This is a genomic window from Polaribacter sp. KT25b, from assembly GCF_900105145.1.
GTDB lineage: Bacteria > Bacteroidota > Bacteroidia > Flavobacteriales > Flavobacteriaceae > Polaribacter.
On the sequence record NZ_LT629752.1, the window covers coordinates 2,976,073 to 2,999,547 of the forward strand.

General features: G+C 28.5%; 19 protein-coding genes, 1 tRNA gene and 2 pseudogenes. 16 read left to right on the top strand and 6 right to left on the bottom strand.

Translation table 11 applies throughout. From position 1 onward, the window contains the following. Positions 1-5: 5 nt before the first annotated feature. Genes lpxB through surE form a run of 3 tightly spaced genes read right to left on the bottom strand, consistent with a single transcriptional unit; the run spans position 6 to position 2,164 of the window. Positions 6-1,118 (bottom strand): lipid-A-disaccharide synthase, encoded by a 1,113-nt coding sequence (gene lpxB, locus BLT70_RS12805; RefSeq protein WP_091895011.1) that lies wholly within the window; start codon positions 1,116-1,118, stop codon positions 6-8. Beyond that, positions 1,119-1,406, bottom strand: a complete 288-nt coding sequence (locus BLT70_RS12810; RefSeq protein ID WP_091895013.1) for a hypothetical protein — start codon at positions 1,404-1,406, stop codon at positions 1,119-1,121. Next, on the bottom strand, positions 1,394-2,164 hold the full coding sequence (gene surE, locus BLT70_RS12815) for a 5'/3'-nucleotidase SurE (RefSeq protein WP_091895015.1): 771 nt from the start codon (positions 2,162-2,164) through the stop codon (positions 1,394-1,396). The genes BLT70_RS12810 and surE overlap by 13 nt, the downstream gene beginning before the upstream one ends. Positions 2,165-2,397: 233 nt before the next feature. Between surE and BLT70_RS12820 the strand changes: the two genes are divergently transcribed. The 3 genes and pseudogenes from BLT70_RS12820 (at position 2,398) to BLT70_RS12830 (ending at position 5,854) form a co-directional block, all read left to right on the top strand. Further along, positions 2,398-4,536, top strand: coding sequence for a carboxy terminal-processing peptidase (locus tag BLT70_RS12820; RefSeq protein WP_091895017.1), 2,139 nt, complete (start codon positions 2,398-2,400; stop codon positions 4,534-4,536). Positions 4,537-4,608: 72 nt separating this feature from the next. Further along, a complete protein-coding gene (locus tag BLT70_RS12825; protein ID WP_091895019.1) occupies positions 4,609-5,052 on the top strand; it encodes a thioesterase family protein in 444 nt (147 codons plus the stop codon). Between the two features lie 2 nt (positions 5,053-5,054). Beyond that, a pseudogene (locus tag BLT70_RS12830) lies at positions 5,055-5,854 on the top strand (DNA/RNA non-specific endonuclease). 12 nt (positions 5,855-5,866) lie between these two features. On the opposite strand, the gene BLT70_RS12835 reads toward BLT70_RS12830, so the two are convergent. Beyond that, entirely contained in the window at positions 5,867-6,157 is a 291-nt protein-coding gene (locus tag BLT70_RS12835; protein ID WP_091895021.1) for a hypothetical protein, read from the bottom strand. Positions 6,158-6,289: 132 nt separating this feature from the next. Further along, positions 6,290-6,371, bottom strand: a tRNA-Leu gene (locus BLT70_RS12840). 104 nt (positions 6,372-6,475) lie between these two features. Between BLT70_RS12840 and BLT70_RS12845 the strand changes: the two genes are divergently transcribed. The 4 genes from BLT70_RS12845 (at position 6,476) to BLT70_RS12860 (ending at position 13,367) form a co-directional block, all read left to right on the top strand. Beyond that, positions 6,476-7,864: a dipeptidase gene (locus tag BLT70_RS12845; protein ID WP_091895023.1), complete on the top strand. Its 1,389-nt coding sequence runs from the start codon at positions 6,476-6,478 to the stop codon at positions 7,862-7,864. Between the two features lie 76 nt (positions 7,865-7,940). Then, positions 7,941-9,590, top strand: a complete 1,650-nt coding sequence (locus tag BLT70_RS12850) for a M1 family metallopeptidase (protein ID WP_091895025.1) — start codon at positions 7,941-7,943, stop codon at positions 9,588-9,590. Between the two features lie 104 nt (positions 9,591-9,694). Next, positions 9,695-12,022, top strand: a complete 2,328-nt coding sequence (locus BLT70_RS12855; protein ID WP_091895027.1) for a DPP IV N-terminal domain-containing protein — start codon at positions 9,695-9,697, stop codon at positions 12,020-12,022. A 163-nt stretch (positions 12,023-12,185) separates the two neighbouring features. Further along, complete coding sequence (locus BLT70_RS12860) at positions 12,186-13,367, top strand: OmpA family protein (RefSeq protein ID WP_091895029.1); 1,182 nt, start codon at positions 12,186-12,188, stop codon at positions 13,365-13,367. 78 nt (positions 13,368-13,445) lie between these two features. Here the strand turns inward: BLT70_RS12860 and BLT70_RS12865 are convergent, their stop codons facing one another. Continuing rightward, positions 13,446-14,069 carry a peptidylprolyl isomerase gene (locus tag BLT70_RS12865; RefSeq protein WP_091895031.1) on the bottom strand — a complete coding sequence of 208 codons (624 nt, stop codon included), beginning with the start codon at positions 14,067-14,069 and terminating at the stop codon, positions 13,446-13,448. Positions 14,070-14,182: 113 nt separating this feature from the next. On the opposite strand from BLT70_RS12865, the gene BLT70_RS12870 reads away from it, so the two are divergent. The 9 genes and pseudogenes from BLT70_RS12870 (at position 14,183) to BLT70_RS12910 (ending at position 23,459) form a co-directional block, all read left to right on the top strand. Then, positions 14,183-14,554, top strand: a complete 372-nt coding sequence (locus BLT70_RS12870) for a BlaI/MecI/CopY family transcriptional regulator (protein ID WP_091895033.1) — start codon at positions 14,183-14,185, stop codon at positions 14,552-14,554. After that, on the top strand, positions 14,551-16,557 hold the full coding sequence (locus BLT70_RS12875) for a M56 family metallopeptidase (RefSeq protein ID WP_091895035.1): 2,007 nt from the start codon (positions 14,551-14,553) through the stop codon (positions 16,555-16,557). The genes BLT70_RS12870 and BLT70_RS12875 overlap by 4 nt, the downstream gene beginning before the upstream one ends. Before the next feature lie 122 nt (positions 16,558-16,679). After that, positions 16,680-17,780, top strand: a complete 1,101-nt coding sequence (locus tag BLT70_RS12880; protein ID WP_091895037.1) for a DUF4407 domain-containing protein — start codon at positions 16,680-16,682, stop codon at positions 17,778-17,780. 343 nt (positions 17,781-18,123) lie between these two features. After that, the gene (gene lysS / locus BLT70_RS12885; RefSeq protein WP_091895039.1) at positions 18,124-19,818 is read left to right on the top strand and encodes a lysine--tRNA ligase; all 1,695 of its coding nucleotides are present in this window, start codon (positions 18,124-18,126) and stop codon (positions 19,816-19,818) included. A gap of 309 nt (positions 19,819-20,127) precedes the next feature. After that, positions 20,128-20,298, top strand: a pseudogene (locus BLT70_RS12890) (phage tail protein); the annotation flags it as partial. Between the two features lie 266 nt (positions 20,299-20,564). Further along, positions 20,565-20,756: a hypothetical protein gene (locus BLT70_RS17255; RefSeq protein WP_091895041.1), complete on the top strand. Its 192-nt coding sequence runs from the start codon at positions 20,565-20,567 to the stop codon at positions 20,754-20,756. A 111-nt stretch (positions 20,757-20,867) separates the two neighbouring features. After that, positions 20,868-21,785, top strand: a complete 918-nt coding sequence (locus tag BLT70_RS12900) for a glutaminase (protein ID WP_091895043.1) — start codon at positions 20,868-20,870, stop codon at positions 21,783-21,785. Positions 21,786-22,049: 264 nt separating this feature from the next. Continuing rightward, entirely contained in the window at positions 22,050-22,919 is an 870-nt protein-coding gene (locus tag BLT70_RS12905; RefSeq protein WP_091895045.1) for an AraC family transcriptional regulator, read from the top strand. Between the two features lie 90 nt (positions 22,920-23,009). Further along, entirely contained in the window at positions 23,010-23,459 is a 450-nt protein-coding gene (locus tag BLT70_RS12910) for a MoaF N-terminal domain-containing protein (RefSeq protein WP_091895046.1), read from the top strand. Positions 23,460-23,475 lie beyond the last annotated feature (16 nt).

A 23,475-nucleotide genomic window follows, 5' to 3' on the forward strand; every position in this document is an offset into this window, starting at 1 on the left:
CAAGTTTAATTTTTAAGGTTTTTATATATAGATTTTGCTACTTTTTTTGATGCTCCTTTACCTCCTAAAATTTTCTCTAATTCAAAATACTCTAAAAATAGTTTCTCCCTATTTTTAGCATCTAAAATTTTGCGCAATTCTACTACTAATTTTTCTTTTGTAAAATCATTTTGTATTAATTCTGTAACAACTTCTTTATCCATAATTAAATTTACCAAAGAAATAAATTTTAGCGTAATAATTCTTTTTGCAATTTGATAAGAAATCGTTCCGCCTTTATAACAAACCACTTGTGGTACTTTAAATAAAGCGGTTTCTAAAGTTGCGGTTCCTGATGCCACTAAAGCGGCATATGAAATACTTAATAAATCGTAGGTTTTATTGTTGATAAAACGCACTTCTCTATCGCCAATTATTTGCTGATAAAAAGAAAAATCCTGACTTGGCGCACCTGCAATTACAAATTGATACTCAGAAAAATCATCAACTAAAGACAACATTACAGAAAGCATTTTGGTAATTTCTTGCTTTCTACTTCCTGGTAGTAACGCAATTATTGGCTTTGCTCCTAAATTGTGTTCTTCTCTAAATTTTTGAATTCCAACTTGATTTCTATCAGCAATTGCATCAATTAAAGGATGCCCAACAAACGAAACTTCATAATCGTGTTTTTTATAAAATTCTTTCTCAAAAGGAAGAATTACAAACATTTTATCAATATCTCTTTTAATATCTTTAACTCTACCTGCTCTACTTGCCCAAACTTGTGGAGAAATATAATAATTGGTTTTAAAACCTTGTAGTTTTGCCCATTTTGCAATTCGTAAATTAAAGCCCGAATTGTCTATAAAAATGAGTACATCTGGCTTAAAATCAACAATATCATTTTTACAAAACTTCATAAAACCCAATACTTTTGATAGGTTTTTTAAAACTTCAAAAAAGCCCATAAAAGCTCTTTCTTTATAATGACTTACTAAAGTTCCGCCAACATTTTGCATTAAATCTCCACCCCAAAAACGGATGTCTGCTTGTGCATCTTCTTTGTACAATTCTTTCATTAAATTAGAACCATGTAAATCTCCAGAAGCTTCACCAGCAATAATGTAATATTTCATTTAGAAAAACTTTAAAATTAATGTTGTTAAAGCTATTAAAATTGTAGCAAATAAAACGCCTTTTGCTCTGTTATCTTGTTTCTTTTTAATAAACACAAAAAAGACAAATAAATTAGGAATTGCAGCTAAAGACAAAATTTTTCCATACAAATTTCCTTCTTGAATCATTTTTAGAGTGTCATCAAAACTATACTTAGAAAAATATTCTAAGTATAAGAAGATTCCTGCAGCAGTTGCAAAAAAGGAAATTAAAATACCAATAAGTATGTCTTTTTTTACAGTTCCCAAGAGTTTATTTTTTGAATCATATGATGTGCTGTTAAATCAAACTGAACAGGTACAATAGAAATATAACCATTTTCTAAAGCAAAAACATCTGTATCTTGCCCTTTATCTTTATTAACAAATTCACCAGAAAGCCAATAATATTCTTTTCCAAAAGGACTTTTACGTTTGTCAAAAATTTCTTTCCAAAAGCCATTTGCTTGTCTACAAATTTTAACACCTTTTATTTCTTCAGCTTTTAAATTTGGGATATTTACGTTTAAAACAATGCCCTCTGGCAAACCATTTAACAAGGTATTTAGCGTAATTTTTTTTACAAATTCTTCTGCAGGTTTAAAATCTGCATGCCATTTAAAATCTAATAAAGAAAACCCAATTGCAGGTACACCTTCTATACCAGCTTCAATTGCAGCACTCATTGTTCCAGAATAAATTACATTTATAGAAGAATTTGCTCCATGATTAATACCAGAAACACATAAATCTGGTTTTTTATTTAAAATCTCACTAATTGCCATTTTTACACAATCGGCAGGCGTTCCAGAACATGTATATTCTAGTTGAGGTCCATCATCAATCGTAATAGGATTACAAGTTAACACATTATCAACAGTAATTGCATGCCCCATTCCGCTTTGCGGACTATCTGGAGCAACAACCACAACTTCACCAATTTTATTCATTATTTTAATAAGCGCTCTAATTCCTGGAGCAGTAATTCCGTCATCATTTGTTATTAAAATCAAAGGTCTTTCTTGCATACTTTATAGGTTTAAGATTCAAAGTTAATTGCAGTTTTCAAAATAAAAAATTAACTTTGAATGCTGATTTTTCCATTCTTTAAAGCAAATGTAATTTATTTTAACCTATTTTCTTTTTAACATTTTGTAAAGAATAAGAAAGTTTAATTTTATGTAACATTGTATAGCTATAATTTTTGGCACTATTTTAGTAGTTTGAAATTATAAAATAATTAAAAAACGATCGTAGATTTATGAAAACGAAATTTAAGTTTAACACAATACTTTTAGTAATTACCTTATTAATAAATAGTTTTGTGATAAATGCATCAGAAAAAAACAACTTTTCTGACCCAGATCCAGACAAGGATAAAGTATTAATTTATGTGTTAAAAAATATTTTAACACGTGGCCATTTTGTTGCAAAAGAATTAAATGATGATTTTTCTGAATTAGTATACAATTCTTTTATTGATGGTTTAGATCCAAGTAAACGTTATTTTACACAAGAAGATTTAAAAGAATTTTCTCAATACAAATATGAAATAGATAATCAATTATTAAGAGATGATTTAACTTTTTACAACTTAGTTTATAATCGTTTTTTAGACGAAATGAAAAAAGCAAAATCATATTATGCTGCTTTATTGAGTCAGCCTTTTGATTTTGACGAAGACGAAACCATAGAAATTGATTATGAAAAAATTCCGTTTGCTAAAAACAATAATGAATTAATAGATTATTGGAGAAAACAATTAAAATTACAAACTTTAGGCAGAATAGAAGAACAAACAGAACTTCAAGAAAATAAAGTAAAAAAAGACAGTAGTTTTAAAGTAAAATCTTTTGCAACTTTAGAAAAAGAAGCAAGAGAAGAAGTTTTAAAAAACATGGACGAATTATATGTAAGAATCGAAGAATTAGAAAACGATGATTGGTTTTCTACTTTTTTAAACTCGGTTGTTGGCGCTTTTGATCCTCATACAACCTATATGTCTCCAAATATTAAAGAAAAATTTGATCAAGATATATCTGGTAAATTAGAAGGAATTGGTGCTCGTTTACAAAAAAAAGGAATTTACACACATGTTTTTGAATTGGTTCCCGGTGGACCTGCATCAAAACAAGGAGATTTAGAACCAGAAGATATTATCTTAAAAGTTGCGCAAGGAGACGAAGAACCTATAGACATTGTTCGTATGCGTTTAGATGATGCCATTAAATTTATTAAAGGAAAAAAAGGAACAGAAGTTAGATTAACTGTTAAGAAAAAACTAGATAATTCTATAAAAGTAATTTCTATAATTAGAGATGTTGTTGAGCTAGATGAAACGTACGTAAAATCTAGTATTGTAGAAAAAAATGGCAAAAAATTTGCAATTATAGATTTACCAAGTTTTTATATTGATTTTTCTGATGATGCTTACAGAGATTCTGCAAAAGATATGGAGCAAGAAATTGAAAGATTAAAAGGAGAAGGCGTTACAGGTTTAATTGTAGATTTAAGAAATAATGGTGGTGGCTCTTTAAAAACAGCTATTGAAATATCAGGATTATTTATAGATCAAGGTCCAATTGTACAAGTAAAATATAGAGGAGATAACCCTGTTGTTAAAGAAGATATCGACCCTAAAACACAATGGGAAGGTTCTGTTGTTGTTTTGGTAAATGAATTTTCTGCATCTGCATCAGAAATATTTGCTGCAGCAATGCAAGATTATAAAAGAGCTGTAATTTTAGGTGGAAACCAAACTTATGGAAAAGGAACAGTACAAAATGTATTGCCAATTAATCAGTTTTATCCAAAATACGAAACAGATTTAGGATATTTAAAAATGACGATTCAAAAATTCTATAGAGTTAATGGTGGTTCAACTCAAATAGAAGGTGTTTATTCTGATATTGCAATGCCAAGCAGATATAGCTATATGAAGTTTGGTGAGCGCGATTTAGAAGGAGCTTTAGCTTGGGATAAAGTGCCACAAGCAAAATATACACAATCAAATTCTTATTCTAATTTTGCTGATGTAGTTTATAACAGCAAACAAAGAATTGCTTCAAGCGAAAACTTTCAACTCGTAAATGAGTATGCAAAATGGTTAAAGAAAAATCAAGATGAAACTTCGTATTCTTTAAATTATAAAAAGTTTTATGAAGAAAGTGAAGTAAAAGAAGTAGAAGCTAAAAAGTTTAAATCTGTTTTCGATTACAAATCAGATTTTACTTTTTCATCGCCAAAATATGAACAAGATTTATTAAAAATAGATAACAGTCTAGCTGATAAAAGAGTTGCTTGGCATAAAAATTTATCAAAAGACATGTATGTTTCTGAAGCTTTAAACGTTTTAAGTGAATTAAAATTGAGAGATAAATCTACCATCATAAAAAACTAAAAACATAAAATTTTAAATATAAAAGCCTGATATGTTTTAGAAACGTATCAGGTTTTTTTTTAATTTCGCACTATGAGTTATCAAGTAACATTTGCCACAAAATGGTCTGATTTTGACCCAAACAGACACATGCGTCATACAGCATATAATGAATATGCAGCAGAAGTAAGAGTTCGTTATTTTAAAGAACAAAACTTTTCTATTGATGAATTTACCAAACTTAATATTGGCCCTATTTTATTTACAGAAGAAACATCTTTTAGAAAAGAAATTCATATTGGAGAAAATATTTCTGTAAACATTAAAATATCTGGACTTTCTAAAAACAATGAACGTTGGAAAATTGTGCATGAAGTTTTTAATGAAGCTGGAAAATTATCTGCAGTTATAAAAGTATATGGAGCTTGGATTGATTTAAATACAAGAAAATTAACGACGCCTCCAAAAGAAGCTCAAGATATATTTTTAAATGTTGATAAAACGGATGATTTTGAGGTAATTCAGCTTAAAAAATAAGCATGAATAAAAAAGTTATTTCTGCGATTTTATTGGTAATTGTATTGTCATATTATTTATATCAAGAAAAAAAAGAACTCATTTCTTCGGATAAAACAGTTATTACTGATGTAAAAATTGAAGGATTTAATTATTTACCAACTTCTACCACTGGTGCAATTATAAATCATAATGGATATGTTTTATCCTATTCAGAAAAACACGAGCAAGCAGAATGGGTTGCGCTTATTCTTTAGATAAAAAAGATATTGTTTATAGTGATAGAAAACGCCCTTTTTTTATTGAAGATCCTAAAGTAAAAACAAAATCTGCAAATTGGCGCAACTATAAAAAATCTGGTTACGACAGAGGTCATTTATGTCCTGCTGCAGATAGAAGAATATCCAAAGAAAGTTATAATGAAACTTTTTACACTTCTAATATTTCTCCTCAAAAACACGATTTTAATGCAGGAATCTGGAATAAATTAGAACAAAAAACACGTTATTGGGCTAAGAAATACAATCATTTATATGTTATTTCTGGCGGGGTTTTAGAAAGAAATTTAAAAACTATTGGATCAGAAAAAGTCTCTGTTCCTAATCACTTTTATAAAATTCTACTAGATTACACAAAACCAGAAATAAAAGCAATTGCATTTTTATTCCCTCATAAAGAAAGTAAAAAACCTTTGTACAATTTTGTTGTTTCTATTGATGAGATTGAGCAAAAAACTGGCATTGATTTTTTTCCTAATTTACCAGATAATTTAGAAAATAAACTTGAATCTTCTAGTAATTATAAAAATTGGAGTTTTAGATAACTAAAACTATTTTTAAACAGTTAACGTAATACTTTTTGCATCACAATCATCTAATGTAATTGTTTTTCCCCAACGATGGTTACCTGCAGCTGCAGAATAAGTTATAGAATTTGAAGGATAACGAACTAAATGTGTTTGCCCTGCACTAATTGTTTTTTCTACTTTTCCATTAATAATAAGAGTAATACTAAAATTAGTTCCGTTTTTAAAAGTTAATAGAGGTCCATCGCAATCAGAATCAGATTCACTTTCACAAGATGAAAAAAGAAAACCTATAACAAGAATAATAATAATTTTTTTCATTTTATTTTTAAGTTTTATCAAGAAAAGCAAACTTATAAACAAAATTATAAGTTTAAAATACCTATTATTAGGTATTTTAAAAATCAGAAATAAAAAAACCTCAACTATAAAGCTGAGGTTTTTCTCTTATTGTACAGGCGGAGAGACTCGAACTCTCACACCTCGCGGCACTAGATCCTAAGTCTAGCGTGTCTACCAATTCCACCACGCCTGCAACTTTTCCGAAGATTTCGGGATGCAAATATAAACAAACATCACAAACTACAAAGCAGTTCGTTATTATTTTTCTATTTTTGATGAAGAAAAAATAACTTCCATATGAATACAATTCAATCTTATATAAAAGACAACAAAAAAAGGTTCTTAAATGAACTAATTGAGTTGCTTAAAATTCCATCTATAAGTGCAGACTCTGCTTATAAAAAAGATGTTTTAATAACTGCTGATTTTGTTTTAGAAAGCCTAAAAAAAGCAGGATGTGATAACGTTGAACTTTGCGAAACTCCAGGTTACCCAATTATTTACGGAGAAAAAATAATCGATAAAAACTTACCAACAGTTTTAGTTTATGGCCATTATGATGTTCAACCAGCAGATCCTATCGACCTTTGGACTTCTCCACCTTTTGAACCTGTTATCAAAAAAACAGATATTCATCCTGAAGGCGCCATTTTTGCACGTGGAGCTTGTGACGATAAAGGGCAAATGTTTATGCATGTTAAAGCATTAGAATACATGACATCAACAGGAAATTTACCTTGTAACGTAAAATTTATGATTGAAGGAGAAGAAGAAGTTGGCTCTGAAAGTTTGGCTTGGTTTGTTCCGAGAAATAAAGAAAAACTAACAAATGATGTAATTTTAATTTCTGATACAGGAATGATTGCAAACGATATTCCTTCAATTACAACAGGCTTACGTGGTTTAAGTTATGTAGAAGTAGAAGTTACAGGGCCAAATAGAGATTTACATTCTGGGCTTTATGGAGGTGCAGTTGCAAATCCTATTAATATTTTAACAAAAATGATTGCTTCTTTACATGATGAAAATAATCATATTACAATTCCTGGTTTTTATGATAAAGTTGAAGAATTATCATCCGAAGAAAGAGCAGAAATGGCAAAAGCTCCTTTTAATTTAGAAAAGTATAAAGACGCTTTAAAAGTTGATGCCGTTTATGGTGAAAAAGGATATTCTACTAACGAACGTAATTCTATTCGCCCAACTTTAGATATAAATGGAATTTGGGGAGGTTACACTGGCCAAGGTGCAAAAACAGTAATTGCAAGCAAAGCTTTTGCAAAAATATCTATGCGTTTAGTACCAAATCAAGATTGGAGAGAAATTACAGAATTATTTAAAAATCATTTTGAAAATATTGCTCCAAAATCCGTGAAAATTATTGTAAAACCTCATCATGGCGGTCAAGGTTATGTTACACCAATTAATACGATTGCATACCAAGCTGCAAGTAAAGCGTACGAAACTAGCTTTGGTAAAACTCCAATTCCGCAAAGAAGTGGAGGAAGTATCCCAATTGTTGCTTTGTTTGAACAAGAATTAAAAAGCAAAACTATTTTAATGGGGTTTGGTTTAGATTCTGATGCAATTCACTCACCAAATGAACATTTTGGCGTTTGGAATTACCTAAAAGGGATTGAAACAATTCCGTATTTTTATAAATATTTCACAGAATTATCAAAATAAATAATCTTTTAGATTTAGCTTGTCGAAATTATATTTTGACAAGCTATTTTTTTTAAAAATAAATAATTTATTCTACATGAAAAATGGTTTTTACATTCTAATAAGTTTTGTAATATTCAGTTCAATTAACACCTTTTCTCAAGGCTTATTAAGCGAGAAAAACAATTTTACCAAACAAGACACCTTAAGAGGTTCTATTACTCCAGAAAGAGTTTGGTGGGATTTAACTTATTACCATTTAGATATTACAGTTGATCCTGATAAAAAATTCATTTCAGGAAAAAACACCATCAAATACAAAGTTTTAAATGAGAACAAAACAATGCAAATTGATTTACAAGCGCCACTTAAAATAACAAAAGTAACACAAGATGGTAAAGTATTGACAGTAATACACGACGGAAATGCTCATTTTGTAAAACTTGTAAAAAATCAAAATATAGGCAAAATAGAGTCTATTGTTGTCTATTATGAAGGAAATCCAAAAGAAGCAAAAAACGCTCCTTGGGATGGAGGTTTTTCATGGAAAAAAGATAAAAAAGGCAATCATTTTGTAGCAACTTCTTGTCAAGGTTTAGGCGCTAGTGTTTGGTGGCCGTGTAAAGATCATATGTACGACGAAGTTGATAGCATGCGAATTAGCGTTACAGTTCCTAGTAATTTAATGGATGTTTCTAATGGACGTTTAGAAAGTATAGAAGATCATGGAACTACAAAAACTTACAATTGGTTTGTAGATAATCCTATCAATAATTATGGCGTAAATGTAAATATTGGCAATTACACTCATTTTTCTGAAGTTTTTTATGGTGAAAATGGAAATTTAGACATGGATTATTATGTGCTAAAAGGTAGATTAGAAAAAGCTAAAAACCATTTTAAAGACGCTCCAAAAATGATGAAAGCTTTCGAACATTGGTTTGGACCTTACCCTTTTTATAAAGATGGTTATAAATTGGTAGAAGTACCTTATTTAGGTATGGAACATCAAAGTTCGGTTACCTATGGAAATCAATATAAAAAAGGATATTTAGGACGTGATTTATCTGGAACTGGTTGGGGGCTAAAATTCGATTTTATTATAATTCACGAATCTGGACATGAATGGTTTGCAAACAATATTACCAATAAAGATATTGCAGATATGTGGATTCATGAGAGCTTTACTAATTACTCAGAAAGTCTTTTTGTTGAATATTATTATGGCAAAAAAGCCTCCTCTGAATATATAATTGGCCTTAGAAAATCTATTGCTAACAAAAAACCAATTATTGGCAAATACAATGTAAACAACGAAGGTTCTGGAGACATGTACAACAAAGGAGGAAACATGTTGCATACTTTAAGACAACTAGTTGATAATGACGAAAAATGGCGCTCTATTTTAAGAAAAATGAATAAAACATTTTACCATCAAACAGTTACAACAGTTCAAATTGAAAATTTTTTAAGCACTGAAACTGGCATTGATTTATCTGCATTTTTTAATCAATATTTAAGAGATATTAGAATACCAATCTTAGAATATAAAATTGAAAATAAAACACTAAAATATCGCTGGACAAACACTGTTTCTAACTTTAAAATGCCTTTAAAGGTTACTATTGACAGTAAAGAAACATGGATTTATCCTAGAGAGAATTGGGAATCTTTAGATTTAAAAACCATAAATAACAATTTTAAGATTGATGATAACTTTTATATTTTTACTAAAAATAAATTATAAATAACTCTATTTTAAAAGAAGATTAGGAGTTTGAAAATCCCCCCTCATTTATCAATATTTTAAAAAGTTATCAAAATAAAAACCATTTAACAGAAAACTATTTTATGAAAACAAACTATTTAAAATTTATTGCATTTTTATGCTTCTATTTATTTATTACTTCTTGCTCTAAAACAAAAGAACAAAAAGAGTTTACAATTGCAGAATATGAAGCTGCAGCAGCCCAAATGGATAGAAGTTTATACAATTTAGTCTACAATGAGGTTACTGGAACTAACTTTATAAATAACAGTAGTTTTATTTATGCAACAAAAACTAAAAAAGGCAAAAAATTTATTTTAGTTGATGCAACTTCAAAAACTAAAAAAGAGGCTTTTAATCATGAAAAATTAGCCGAAATTTTATCAAAAGAATTAGAGAAAGAAATTAAAGCAAACGATTTACCAATTTACAGTTTATCTTTTTCTGATGACCTAAAAACACTTCATTTTTCTGCTTATCGACAAAAATTTAGTTATAATCTAAAGAAAAATTCACTATCAAAAGAAGCATTAAGTTTAAAAAGAACTTCGAGAAATGAGCATATTTCTCCTAATGGAAAATTGGCTGCTTATATAGATAATTATAACCTTTGGGTTCGTGATTTAGAAACCAATAAAAAAACACAACTTACTTTTGATGGAATTCAAGATTATGGCTACGCAACAAATAATGCTGGCTGGACAAAAAGTGATGGAGCTGTTTTAAAATGGTCTCCAAATTCTGATAAAATTGCCACGTTTCAACAAGATGCAAGAGGTGTTGGTATGATGTATTTAACTTCTACAAATGTTGGCCATCAAAAATTAGAAGCTTGGAAACATCCGCTGCCAGGCGATAAAATTATTTTCACAATCGAAAGAGTAATTATTCATGTGGGAAATAAACCTAAAACGGTTCGTTTAAAAATGGATAAAGATTATCAAAGAGGAACTACTACAGATCATATTGCTGATTGGAATAACGAATTATTAGACGCACAATGGAATAACGAAGGAACAAAATTTGCGTTTGTTTCTGGCTCTAGAGATCATAAAATAGCACACTTACAAATAGCTGATGCTAATTCTGGAGTTGTTGAATCGATTCATAAAGAAAAAGTAGACACTTTTTATGAATCTGGTGTTAATGCAGAAAATTGGAAAGTTTTATTTGATTCGAATGAGTTTATTTGGTATTCAGAAAAAAGTAATTGGGGTCATATTTATTTATATGATTTAACAACAAAAGAATTAAAAAATCAAATTACTACAGGAAATTGGATTGTAAAAGAAATTATTAATATAGATAAAAATAATAGGCAAATCTATTTTAAAGCTGGTGGAAAAGAAGAAGGAAATCCGTATCACAATTATTATTACAAAGTAAATTTTGATGGCTCGAATCTTACAAATTTAACACCATCCAAAGGAACACATACTGCTACTTTTTCTGATGATTATACTACTTTAGTTGATACGTATTCTACAACAAAAACCCCTCCAATATCAGTTTTAAGAAATGGAAATGGAGAAAAAATAATTGATTTAGAATCCGCAGATATTTCTGAATTAAAAGCAAAAAACTGGCAAGAACCCGTTGAGTTTTCTGTAAAAGCACGTGATAAAAAAACAGATTTATATGGCCTGCTATTTTTACCAAGTAATTATGATGAAAGCAACAAATATCCTGTTTTAAATTATATTTATCCAGGTCCACAATCTGGTTCGGTTGGTAATTATGGTTTTAGAGCTGTTTGGAGAGATTTCCAAGCAGTTGCAGAACTTGGTTTTGTTGTAGTTGCTGTTGATGCGATGGGAACACCAATGAGATCTAAATCTTTTCATGATGCCTATTATGGGAATATGGGTGATAATGGTTTACCAGATAATATAACTGCGATTAAACAATTATCAGAAAAATATAAAGGAATGGATATTGAAAGGGTTGGAATTTGGGGTCATTCTGGTGGAGGATTTGCCTCAACAAGAGCGGTTTTTGAATATCCAGATTTTTACGATGTTGCTGTTTCTGGATCAGGAAATCATGATAATAGAAATTATGAAGCAGATTGGGGAGAAAAATGGCAAGGTCTTTTAGTGGATGGAAGTTTAGAAGGTAATGGAGACGGAACTACAAATTACGACAATCAAGCAAATCAATTAATTGCCAAAAATTTAAAAGGTAAATTATTAATTACACATGGTTCTGTAGATGATAATGTGCCGCCATCTAACACAATGTTAGTTGTAGAAGCTTTGATAAAAGCAAACAAAGATTTTGACATGATTTTATTTCCAAATAAAAGACATGGTTATGGAGATATGACAAATTATATGACGCGTAAACGCTGGGATTATTTTGTAACTCATCTTTTAAATGCAAAACCACCAAAAGAATTTCAAATTAAATAACTCTAAAACCAATTTTATCTGCTTCTATTCAAATTAACAGATAAACTTGCCTTTTAAACTAGTTAAACAAACGTTTTAACTTAATTATTAGACTCTTTACATAATATTAAACCTATTATAAAAAAAAGTTATAAATTTGTATAAGGGGATAAAACAAAAAATTATGAAAAAAATTATTTTAGGAGCTTTTTTATTTTGCTCTACTATTATAGTAAACGCACAAGAACAAGAGTATAATAAATGGTCTATAGATTTAGGCGGTGGTGTAACAAGGATTATTAATCCACTTTCTGATGGATATAGATCTAACTCATTCGACCCAGGACAAGCAAACTTTGGTGTTAGATATATGTTTAACGAAAAATTTGGTTTACGTTTAGGTGTTGGATATAATGAATTTAAAGAAGGTAGCGGAAGTTTACCATACAAAGCTAATTATTACAGAACGAACTTAGAAGGTGTTGTAAATGCTGGAAATCTTTTTAAATTTAGTAGCTGGACAAAAAAATTCAATTTTTTATTTCATGCTGGTTTTGGTCTTTCTAATTTAAACACAATAACACCAATCGATAATAGTGAATCTATTTTTAATATTATGATAGGTTTTACTCCACAATATAAATTATCAAATCGTGTTTCTCTATTTTTAGATTTTTCTACAATAATGCACGATAATCAAGATATTACTTTTGATGGAGCAGCAAATACACGTAATGCAGACAATATAACTGCAAGTATATTTAACACTTCTATAGGTGTAAGTGTTTCATTAGGTAAAAAGAAAGAAAATGCAGATTTTCTTCCAGATGAAGAAGTGTACGTGAATAATGAATTATCAGAAATTAAAGAACGCTTGGATAAAGCTGAAACAGAAATTTCTGATTTAAAAGTTAGAAAAGCAGATATAAATAAAGAAGAGTTAATTTATGAATTAGACACAAGATATCTTTTAAAAGGTGAATCTAACTCTAAATATGCTAGTAAAGTTACTTCATCTAATGTAGATTTTATTAGAGAATTATTAAACAGCGGATATATAAATGTATATTTTAACACTAACAAAACAACTATTCAAGAAGGTTCTTTAAATTCTGTGAATTATTTAAAACAATTTATGATTGATAACCCAACAGTTAGCGCTCAATTAATTGGTTTTGCTGATGAAACCGGTAATGCAGATCAAAATTTACAGCTTTCTGAAAACAGAGCTAAAAGTGTATTTGAAATTTTAGTTGCGGCGGGTATAAATGCAAATAGACTTTCTTTTTCTGGCGGAGGTGTAGATGCAAGTGTTAAAGAAAAAGCTAGACAATTTGCAAGAAAAGTTACTTTTAAAATTAAATAACTTATTCATAAATAATTTTATAAAAAACAACCCACAAATTAAATTTGTGGGTTGTTTTTGTTTACAATAAAATCTAAATTATTTTAGAATATAAGCTTTTATAATATAATCTACTTTTGGAAATTTTTCTCTTAAGTACTTGTTTCCAAACTTAGCAATAGAATCTTGTTTGTAACCTAATTTATCTCCATAACCATTATAAAATTTTAACACATTTTCTTTACCAGAAATTACTTTTGCTATTACAGGAAAACCTGTAACACCAGAATAAGTTAGCGTATCTAATCTATTATTATTTTTTAAATTGATAAATATTTGATTAGATCTTGTATTAACTCCTCCTCTAGCAAATGAAATAGACATCGAATCATTTTTAGCTAAAACAGGTTCATCTTCAATTCCTTTTTGCCAACTTTTATTGATTAAAGAATCATTATGAATTCCAAATTGAGCAACAAAATTAGGCACAACTCTAAAAATGGCAACATCAGTATAATAATCCTTTTTTATCATTTGATATAATCTATCCACACCTTTTGGAGACCAAAGTCTTCTGGCAACAATATCAAAATTACCTTGTGTAGTTTCAAATCTTGCTGTAAAAGTGTTTGGTGCTTTTTCTTTTAACCATTTATCTTTAAACTTAACCGTAGCGCAAGAACTTAATAAAACAATACTTGCTAATAGAACTATTTTTTTCATTGTCGTTTTTTTCTGATTTTAAACAAATGTATACAAAATCTAAAACATATTTCAACTCTACACTTGTAGAATTAAAATATTTATTCTATGTTTGTAGAGTAAAATAAAAAAAGATGCAATTATCTAAGACCGAAGAACAATTAATGCAGTATTTATGGAAACGCAAAAAAGCATTTTTAAAAGATTTATTAGAAGATTTTCCAGAACCAAAACCAGCAACAACAACGGTAGCGACTTTGTTAAAAAGAATTACTGATAAAGGTTTTATTAACTATAAATTGTTTGGAAAATCAAGAGAATATTATCCAATAGTTAAAAAAACAGATTATTTTTCTAAACATGTAAATGGTTTAATTAAAAATTTCTTTAACGATTCTGCTAGTCAGTTTGCATCTTTCTTTACCAAAGAAACCAACCTTTCTACCGAAGAATTAGAAGAATTAAAAAAAGTGATTGATTCTCAAATTAAAAAGCAACAATTATGATTACCTACTTTTTAAAATCTGCAACTTGTTTAGCACTATTATTAGCATTTTATCACTTTATTTTAGAAAAAGAAAAAATGCACACTTTTAATCGATTTTATTTATTAGGAAGTGTTTTTTTTTCTTTTTTAGCACCTTTATATATTATTTATATTGACGCTACACCTATTATTATTGAAACCACATTGCCTGTTTCTAATGTTAATTACTCAGAATTTACGGCAACAGAAGCTAATATCGAAAAACAAATTAATTACACTCAGATTTTAATAGGTATTTATTTAACAATCTCTTCTATTTTACTTCTCAGGTTTGGTAGAAACTTACTTAAAATCATTAATAAAATAAGAACAAACACAAAAGTTAAGTATCAAAAAGCTAAGTTAGTTTTGGTTTCTGATAAAATACTTCCACATACTTTTTGGAACTACATTTTCATCAATAAAAATGATTATGAAAATCAGAAAATTGAACAAGAATTATTTACACACGAGCTAACACACGTTACTCAAAGACATACGTTAGATGTTTTAATTTTAGAATTAATTCAGATTATCTTTTGGATAAATCCTTTCTTTATTTTACTTAAAAAAGCGGTTCAATTAAACCATGAATTTTTAGCAGATGAAACTGTTATCAAACAACATAAAAACACATTTCAATATCAGCATTTACTTTTAAACACTGCTGCTTGGAAAAACGAATATTACTTGGCCAGTAATTTGAATTATTCACTTACTAAAAAAAGATTATTAATGATGACAACACAAAGTTCACAGACAAAAATCTTGTTAAAAAAACTGGCGGTAATTCCGCTTTTAACAGGATTTATTTTCCTCTTTGCAGAAAGAGTTGAAGCGCAAGAAACTATTGAAATAGTTGAAGAAATTCAAGAAATAGAAGTAGTAGAAGAAATTGAAGAAATTTCCGATGAAAAAGAAATTTATAAAGAATATTATTATAAAAAATTAACATTCATCAGAAAGGATGAAAATGGTAATAAAATTTCTAAAAAGTATAACGAATTAAATGATGAAGAAAAAGCTAGGTTAATTCCTCCTCCATCATTAAAATTTAAAAAAATAGTTCCTACAAAACAACAAATAGAGGACTTAAAAGACAACTCTAAATATGCAATTTGGATTGATGGAAAAGTTGTAAAAAATGAAGTTTTAAACAATTTTAAAAATACAGATTTTGCTAGATATTCTAACAGCCATGTTTATAAAAATGCTAGAAGCAAACGTTTTCCACAAGAAAACCAGGCTCATTTAGAAACTACAAAATATTTTGAAAATAAAAATAAAAAAAGAATTCAAGCATTTAAAGAATATTTAGAAAAAGAGCATAAAGTTGAAACAATTAATGAGCAAAGAGACACAGAATTTAGAAAAATAATAAATGAGATTGGAGAAAAATATGACACTAATCCTTATAGTGAATTAAATAAATCATATGAAATTGAAAGAAATAAAAAACCTCATTTTACAGAAAGTTCAGCAGAAAGACAAAAGGTATTAACAGACTTATATTCTAAGCTAGGAAGTATGTATTTTAAACTTTCAAAAGAAAATAAAAAAAGGAACAAAAGACCAATTCATCCTCATCATCCTTATTTAAGATTGATGAAAAACAATAAAGTTTTCTATAAATTAAAAGACGAATTAACAAGAGAAGATGAGTTATTAATCCCTCCTCCTCCACCAGTTCCAAATGCATCAAAAGAACAAATTTTAAAAGCTAAAAAGGCTTATGAAGAATGGAAAATGAGAACTGGAAACACAATATCTACTCCTCCACCGCCAATTTCAGCTTTAGATCATGTAATAAAAATGGCAAAAAAAGACGCTACTTTTTATTTTGAAGGAACGAAAATTACTGCCGATAAAGCGATTGAATTATTAAAAAATAACAAAAAACTAAATATCGATACAAGAAATAAAGATTCAGAAAAACCGATAGTTAAAATATCTCAAAAACCAATAACGATAGAAAGAAAATAATTATACAAACCTCGAATTTATATTGATGTAAAACACGAAACTTGTGTAAGTATTTTAATAAAATTCGAGGTCTTTAAGTAACAATTTTAAAGTTTATCCGTTGTATTATAAAATAAATAACTGTGCTTAAAAAATTCTTTCTTACGTGTTCTGGAGTTGATAAAAATATTATTGAGAACTGTGGTAATGGTGAACAAAATAAATTTGTTGGTATTGGCGCAACCGTTTTTTTTACTGCAATTATGGCAACAATTGCTGGAAGTTATGCTTTATATACCGTTTTTGATAATTTGTATGCAGCTATTTTCTTCGGATTAGTTTGGGGTTTATTGATTTTTAATTTAGATCGATTTATAGTTTCTACAATCAAAAAAAAAGATTCTAAACTCAAAGAATTTTTACAAGCTTCACCAAGAATTATATTAGCAGTAATTATTGCTATTGTAATTTCTAAACCTTTAGAATTAAAATTATTTGAAAAAGAAATCAATCAAGTTTTATTGACAGAGAAAAACCAAATGACTTTGGATAATAAAACTCAGATTGCACAACAATTTACTCCTGAAATTGAAAAAATAAATTTAGAAATTGAATTCTTAAAACAAGAAATCATCAGTAAAGAAAAAGTAACTAATGCTTTATATGAAACTTATATTACAGAGGCAGAAGGAACAAAAGGAACAAAAAAATTAGGAAAAGGACCTGTTTATCAAGAAAAAAGAGAAAAACATGACGTTTCTTTAGCAGCTTTAAATCAACTTAGAAAAGATAATCTAGAAAAAATTGAACGTAAAGAAAGTTCAATTGCTGCGCTAATTGAAAATCAGAAATTAGCAGAAACAAAATCACAACCAATTATATCTAATTTTGATGGATTAATGGCAAGAGTAACAGCACTTGATCAATTACCTTGGCTACCATCATTCTTTATCTTTTTGTTGTTTTTAGCAATAGAAACATCACCAATTATTGCAAAACTATTATCTCCAAAAGGTGAATATGATTACAAACTAGAGGATTATGAAACTGCTATTAAAACTTTGGTAAAGCAACAAGTACATCAAAGAGAACAAATGTTACAAGCAGATATTAGTATAGATAACAAAGTTTATAAAGATATTGCAGAAGAAGATGAATTGCATACTTATAAACAAAAATTAGCAAGAGATTTAATGAAATTACAAGCTGATTCTTTTTACAAAAAGCAACAAAAAATGTTGTAGAAAAGTATTATTTATTGAGAGTGATTATACTTAAAGAGAAATAAATTGGACTAACTATTTTTAATTAATAACAACCTATTATTAAAAAACTAAATTTCTCTAAAATAAAAAAAGCGTCCCATTTCAGGGAAGCTTTCCATTGGTTAACAAAACCACGACACCTTAATTAAGGCGTCAAAACAACACAACTAAATACTGCTTTATTAAAAAACAGCTTGCAAATATACACAGTTTTTAATAATTCTCAAATAAATAGTTTGTTTTTAACAAATTTCTCAATTGCTTATTAATTCAATTGATTGTATCTTTGTGCTCTTTAACAAACATCAGAAAAAAATAGCAAATGCAATTATCAGATCAAGAAGTTGTACGTAGAGAAAAGCTCGTAAAATTACGTGCTTTAGGTATTAATCCTTATCCTGCAGATTTATTCCCAATAGATTCAAATTCAACTGAAATAAAACAAAATTATATAGAAGGAAAAAAAGTAGTTATTGCCGGTAGATTAATGGCAAAAAACTTACAAGGAAAAGCTTCTTTTGGGCAATTGCAAGATGCAGAAGGTAGAATACAAGTGTATTTTAATCGCGATGAAATTTGTGCTGGTGAAGACAAAACACAATACAATACTGTTTTTAAAAACTTAATAGATTTAGGCGATTTTCTTGGTATTGAAGGCGAATTATTTACAACAAAAGTTGGCGAAAAGACGGTTAAAGTAAAATCTTTTACATTATTAAGTAAAGCTTTAAAACCTTTGCCTTTTCCGAAAGAAAAAGACGGAAAAATCTTTGATGCTTTTACAGATCCAGAAATGCGTTACAGACAACGTTATGTAGATTTAGTGGTAAATCCGCGGGTAAAAGAAGTGTTTATAAAAAGGACAAAATTGTTTAATGCAATGCGTTCTTTCTTTAATGATGCGGGTTATTTTGAAGTTGAAACTCCGGTTTTACAACCAATTCCTGGTGGTGCTGCTGCAAGACCTTTTATAACACATCACAATTCTTTGGATATTCCTTTATATATGAGAATTGCCAACGAATTGTATCTTAAGAGATTAATTGTTGGTGGTTTTGATGGCGTTTATGAATTCTCTAAAAACTTTAGAAATGAAGGAATGGACAGAACTCATAATCCAGAATTTACTGCCATGGAAATCTATGTTTCTTACAAAGACTACAATTGGATGATGGATTTTGCAGAGCAACTTTTAGAGCACTGTGCAATTGCGGTTAACGGAACATCTGAAGCTACTTTTGGTGAACACAAGATAAACTTTAAAGCGCCTTACGCAAGAGTTACAATGGCAGATTCTATTAAACATTTTACTGGTTTTGATATAACTGGTAAAACAGAAGATGAAATTAGAGAAGCTGCTAAAGGAATGAATATTCCTGTGGATGAAACAATGGGAAAAGGAAAATTAATTGATGAAATTTTTGGCGAAAAATGTGAAGGAAACTACATTCAGCCAACTTTCATTACCGATTATCCTAAAGAAATGTCGCCACTTTGTAAAGAACATAGAGATAACCCAGAACTTACAGAGCGTTTTGAATTAATGGTTTGTGGTAAAGAAATTGCAAATGCATATTCTGAATTAAATGACCCAATTGATCAGCGTGAGCGTTTTGAACATCAACTAAAATTAGCGCAAAAAGGTGATGATGAAGCAACTGAATTTATAGATCACGATTTTTTAAGAGCGTTAGAATACGGAATGCCGCCAACTTCTGGAATGGGAATTGGAATGGACAGACTAATTATGTTTTTAACAAATAATCAATCGATTCAAGAAGTACTTTTCTTTCCTCAAATGAGACCAGAACAAAGAATTGTTACTGTAGAATTAAATGATGGAGAAAAAGAGTTACTTGCAACTATCAAAAAAGCAGAAAAAATTGAGTTAAATACTTTAAAAGAACAATCTGGTTTATCAAACAAAAAATGGGATAAGTCTTTAAAACACTTAACTAAAAATAAATTTGCAAAAGTTTCTAAAACAGATGAAGGTCTGTTTGTAGAAATTGTGTAAAACTTAATACCTTATAAAAAATTTAAAAAGGAATTGCAGAAATGTAATTCCTTTTTTTTGTAAAAATTCTTGTTATATTTGAATTAAGTCAATATTAACAATCTAACATAAAAACCAATGAAAAATTTAAACATTTTTACCAAGACACTTTTTACTTTTTGCATTCTAACCGTAAGCTTCATATTAATTTCTTTTAATGTTAAAGAAACTGCCGATGAGAAAAAAATCTCTGAACTAAGTATAGAAATAATTAAAATAAACAAAGAATTACAAAACTTAAAGGCAATCAATAAAAATGAAACTTATTCTATGGATCCTTTTATCGGGGAAGTAGGTTTATTTGCAGGTAACTTTGCTCCTAGAGGTTGGGCTTTTTGCGAGGGACAATTACTTGATCTTTCTGAAAACACTGCTTTATTCTCTATATTAGGCAATACATATGGTGGAAATGGAAGAACTACATTTAGACTTCCAGACCTTAGTGAAAATAAACCAAATGGAGTTAATTATATTATTGCATTGAAAGGCATATTTCCTTCAAGATAGAGGAGAAAATAAGATAGATACACGTCTATAAGAATAAAAAAAGGAACTACAAAATGTAGTTCCTTTTTTTATTCTTTTGATAAATTATGAATTGTAAAAATTGTCAAAATCCATTAGAAAAAGAAGCTAATTTCCGCAACAATTGTGGAGGAAAAAATTATTTTAGAAAGAATAACTTTTAAACAATTAATGGTTGAATTATGGCTAGTCTTCTTGGTGCTATTTTATACTACATGTATACTTTTGGTGAAATTTATAAACTTTCTATTGTTAGAAGTATTTTAAAATTATTTCGTTTCTTAATTGGGTTGATTTCTCCATTTATTTTTAGCTTAATTCTAGTTGCTTTAACTGGAGTTATAATCGGTTTTTGGGGTTTAGTTAATTTCTAAATTCCTTTAAACAAGATCAAATTTCACAGCATAAAAATCTTTTTTTATTTACTAAGTGAGGTTGCTTACTATATTATTTTCTAATAGCTTTGTCAGGCTTAAAAAACATCAATGGAAAATTATAAAAAAATTATTGAAGATATTTATCTTGAAATAAAAAACGTTGAAGATATTGGTAAAGTTCCAAATTATATTCCTGAATTATCTAAGATAAATCCTGATAATTTTGGCATAAACATTACTACCATTGATAGACAAAACTTTGGTATTGGCGATTTTAATAAAAAATTTTCAATTCAGAGTGTTTCTAAAATCTTCTCTTTAGCTTTAGCTTATAAATTTGAGGGTGTAAATCTTTGGGAAAGAGTTGATGTTGAGCCTTCTGGAAATCCATTTAACTCACTTTTACAATTAGAAGCTGATAAAGGAAAACCAAGAAATCCTTTTATAAATGCGGGTGCAATTGTTGTTTGCGATGTTTTGGTTGGTCATTTAAAAAATCCGAAGGAAGAGTTTTTAGATTTTTGTAGAGAAATTTCTAACAATGAAAGTCTAAATTATTCTGAAAAAATTGCACATTCAGAAAAAATTTCTGGTTTTAGAAATATTGCTTTGTGTAATTTTATAAAATCTTTTGGAAACATTAAAAATGATGTTGATGAAGTTTTAGATTTTTACTTTCATATTTGTTCTTTAGAAATGAGCTGTAAAGAACTTTCTGAAATTGCTCTTTTTTTAGCGGATGATAATTTTACAACTCATAAAGGCAACAAAGTTCTTACAATGAGTAAGGCAAAAAGAATGAATGCAATTTTACTTACCTGTGGTTTTTATGATGAATCTGGTGAGTTTGCATTTAGAGTTGGTTTACCCGGAAAAAGTGGTGTTGGTGGCGGAATTGTAGCAATTCATCCTGATAAATATTGTATTGCTGTTTGGAGTCCGAAATTGAATATCAAAGGAAATTCTTTTAAAGGAATGTTGTTTTTAGAGAAGTTTACATCAAAAACTGCTTCTTCTATTTTTTAGTTTTTTATCAGTAAAAAAGAAATTGCTTTATAACAAAGTTTACAATAACATCTAAAGTTAAAATAAGAAGGTCTTTTATACGATCTTTTTTTATACTTAAAACTTATTTTTGAGAATAATTTAGTTTGTTTCTCTACGAAAAAAAAGATAACTTAGCTAACTACTTTTATAAAATCAGTATAAGTTAGCCAATATTAATATTAAAAAAGATGTTGACATCTTGTATTATAAATATCGTTATTTCTTAGAAATTAAATTAACAGCTTGAAAAACATACCTAACATAACTTTTCAAAGTAACGAACACAAAAGAAATTTTGAGCTTTTAAACTTAACTAGTTTATTTGAAAGGTTAGATAGTATTGAGGATCATGAACCAAGACAACCACATAGAATTGCGTTTTTTGCGCTGCTAGTGGTTACAAAGGGAACTGGCACTCATCAAATAGATTTAAAGGATTATGAGGTTAAAGAAGGAACGGTTCTAAAAATAGCGAAAGGGCAAGTGCATTCTTTTCAAAGAAATGCAACATACCAAGGTTTTTTAATACTTTTTACAGAAGAGTTTCTGATGAATTACTTCTCTAAATCTTCTATAAATTTAATTTCAAATTTATACAATTATCATTTATCGTCTCCTTTTTCTATGAATAAAATAGACAATGAAATTTTAATACATCAACTGCAGTCGGAAATTGCACTAGAGATTAATTTTGCACATCATAATATTGTTGCGGCTTTTCTAGATTTGTATTTATTAAAGTTAGAACGTAAATCACCAGATAATTATATTCCAAAAAATAAATCAAAACTGTTTCGTACTTTTGATCAGTTCAAAAGTTTGGTAGAGACCAATTTTACAAAAACCAGAAATGTAAAAGACTACGCCAATTTATTATATATTTCTACCAAAACGTTAAATGCTTCTGTAAAAGAATTTACTTTAAATACAGCTAAAAATTTTATTGATGATTATGTTATCCTAGAAATAAAGCGGGAAATGATGAGTACCAATAAAAGTTTGAAAGAAATTGCATTTGATATTGGTTTTGATGAAGTTACCAATTTTACCAAATTTTTTAAAAAGAAAATGAACTTAAGTCCGAAAGAATTTAAAAGCAACCAATTATACTAATTCTCATATTTACCATTATTTCATAAGGATTAACCTTTCTTATTAAAGAGTTTTAAAGCAACTTTGTATTAAATTTAAAACTCAAAAAAGATGAAAGCAAAATTAATTACTTTATTATGTATTGCACTATTTACAGTAGAACTTGGTTTTTCTCAAAACGAAACAAAAGCAGAAAATAACTTCTTGTTTGGACAAGCAGAGCACTTTTTAGATGGATATTCTTTTAACTTTCAATATCAAAACGGCACTGGATTGCACATGGAGTTTAAAGATGGAAAAGCAAAATACCAATGGGTTGCTGGACCAAATAAAGGAAACGGAAACGAAGACATTCCTTATAAATCCACAAAACTTGGTAACGACATGTATTTAGTGAATTGGCACGAAACAGGTTTAAAAGACTATTTAACCATTGTTTTTGATTTTGATAAAATGGTAATGCACAGTTCTATTATAGTTGGTTATCAAAACAAACCAGAAAGAACTTTAAAAACAGTCTTTACAAGTGGTATTATAGATCATTTAAAAAGACCCGAATAAGTTTTTAGGATAATAG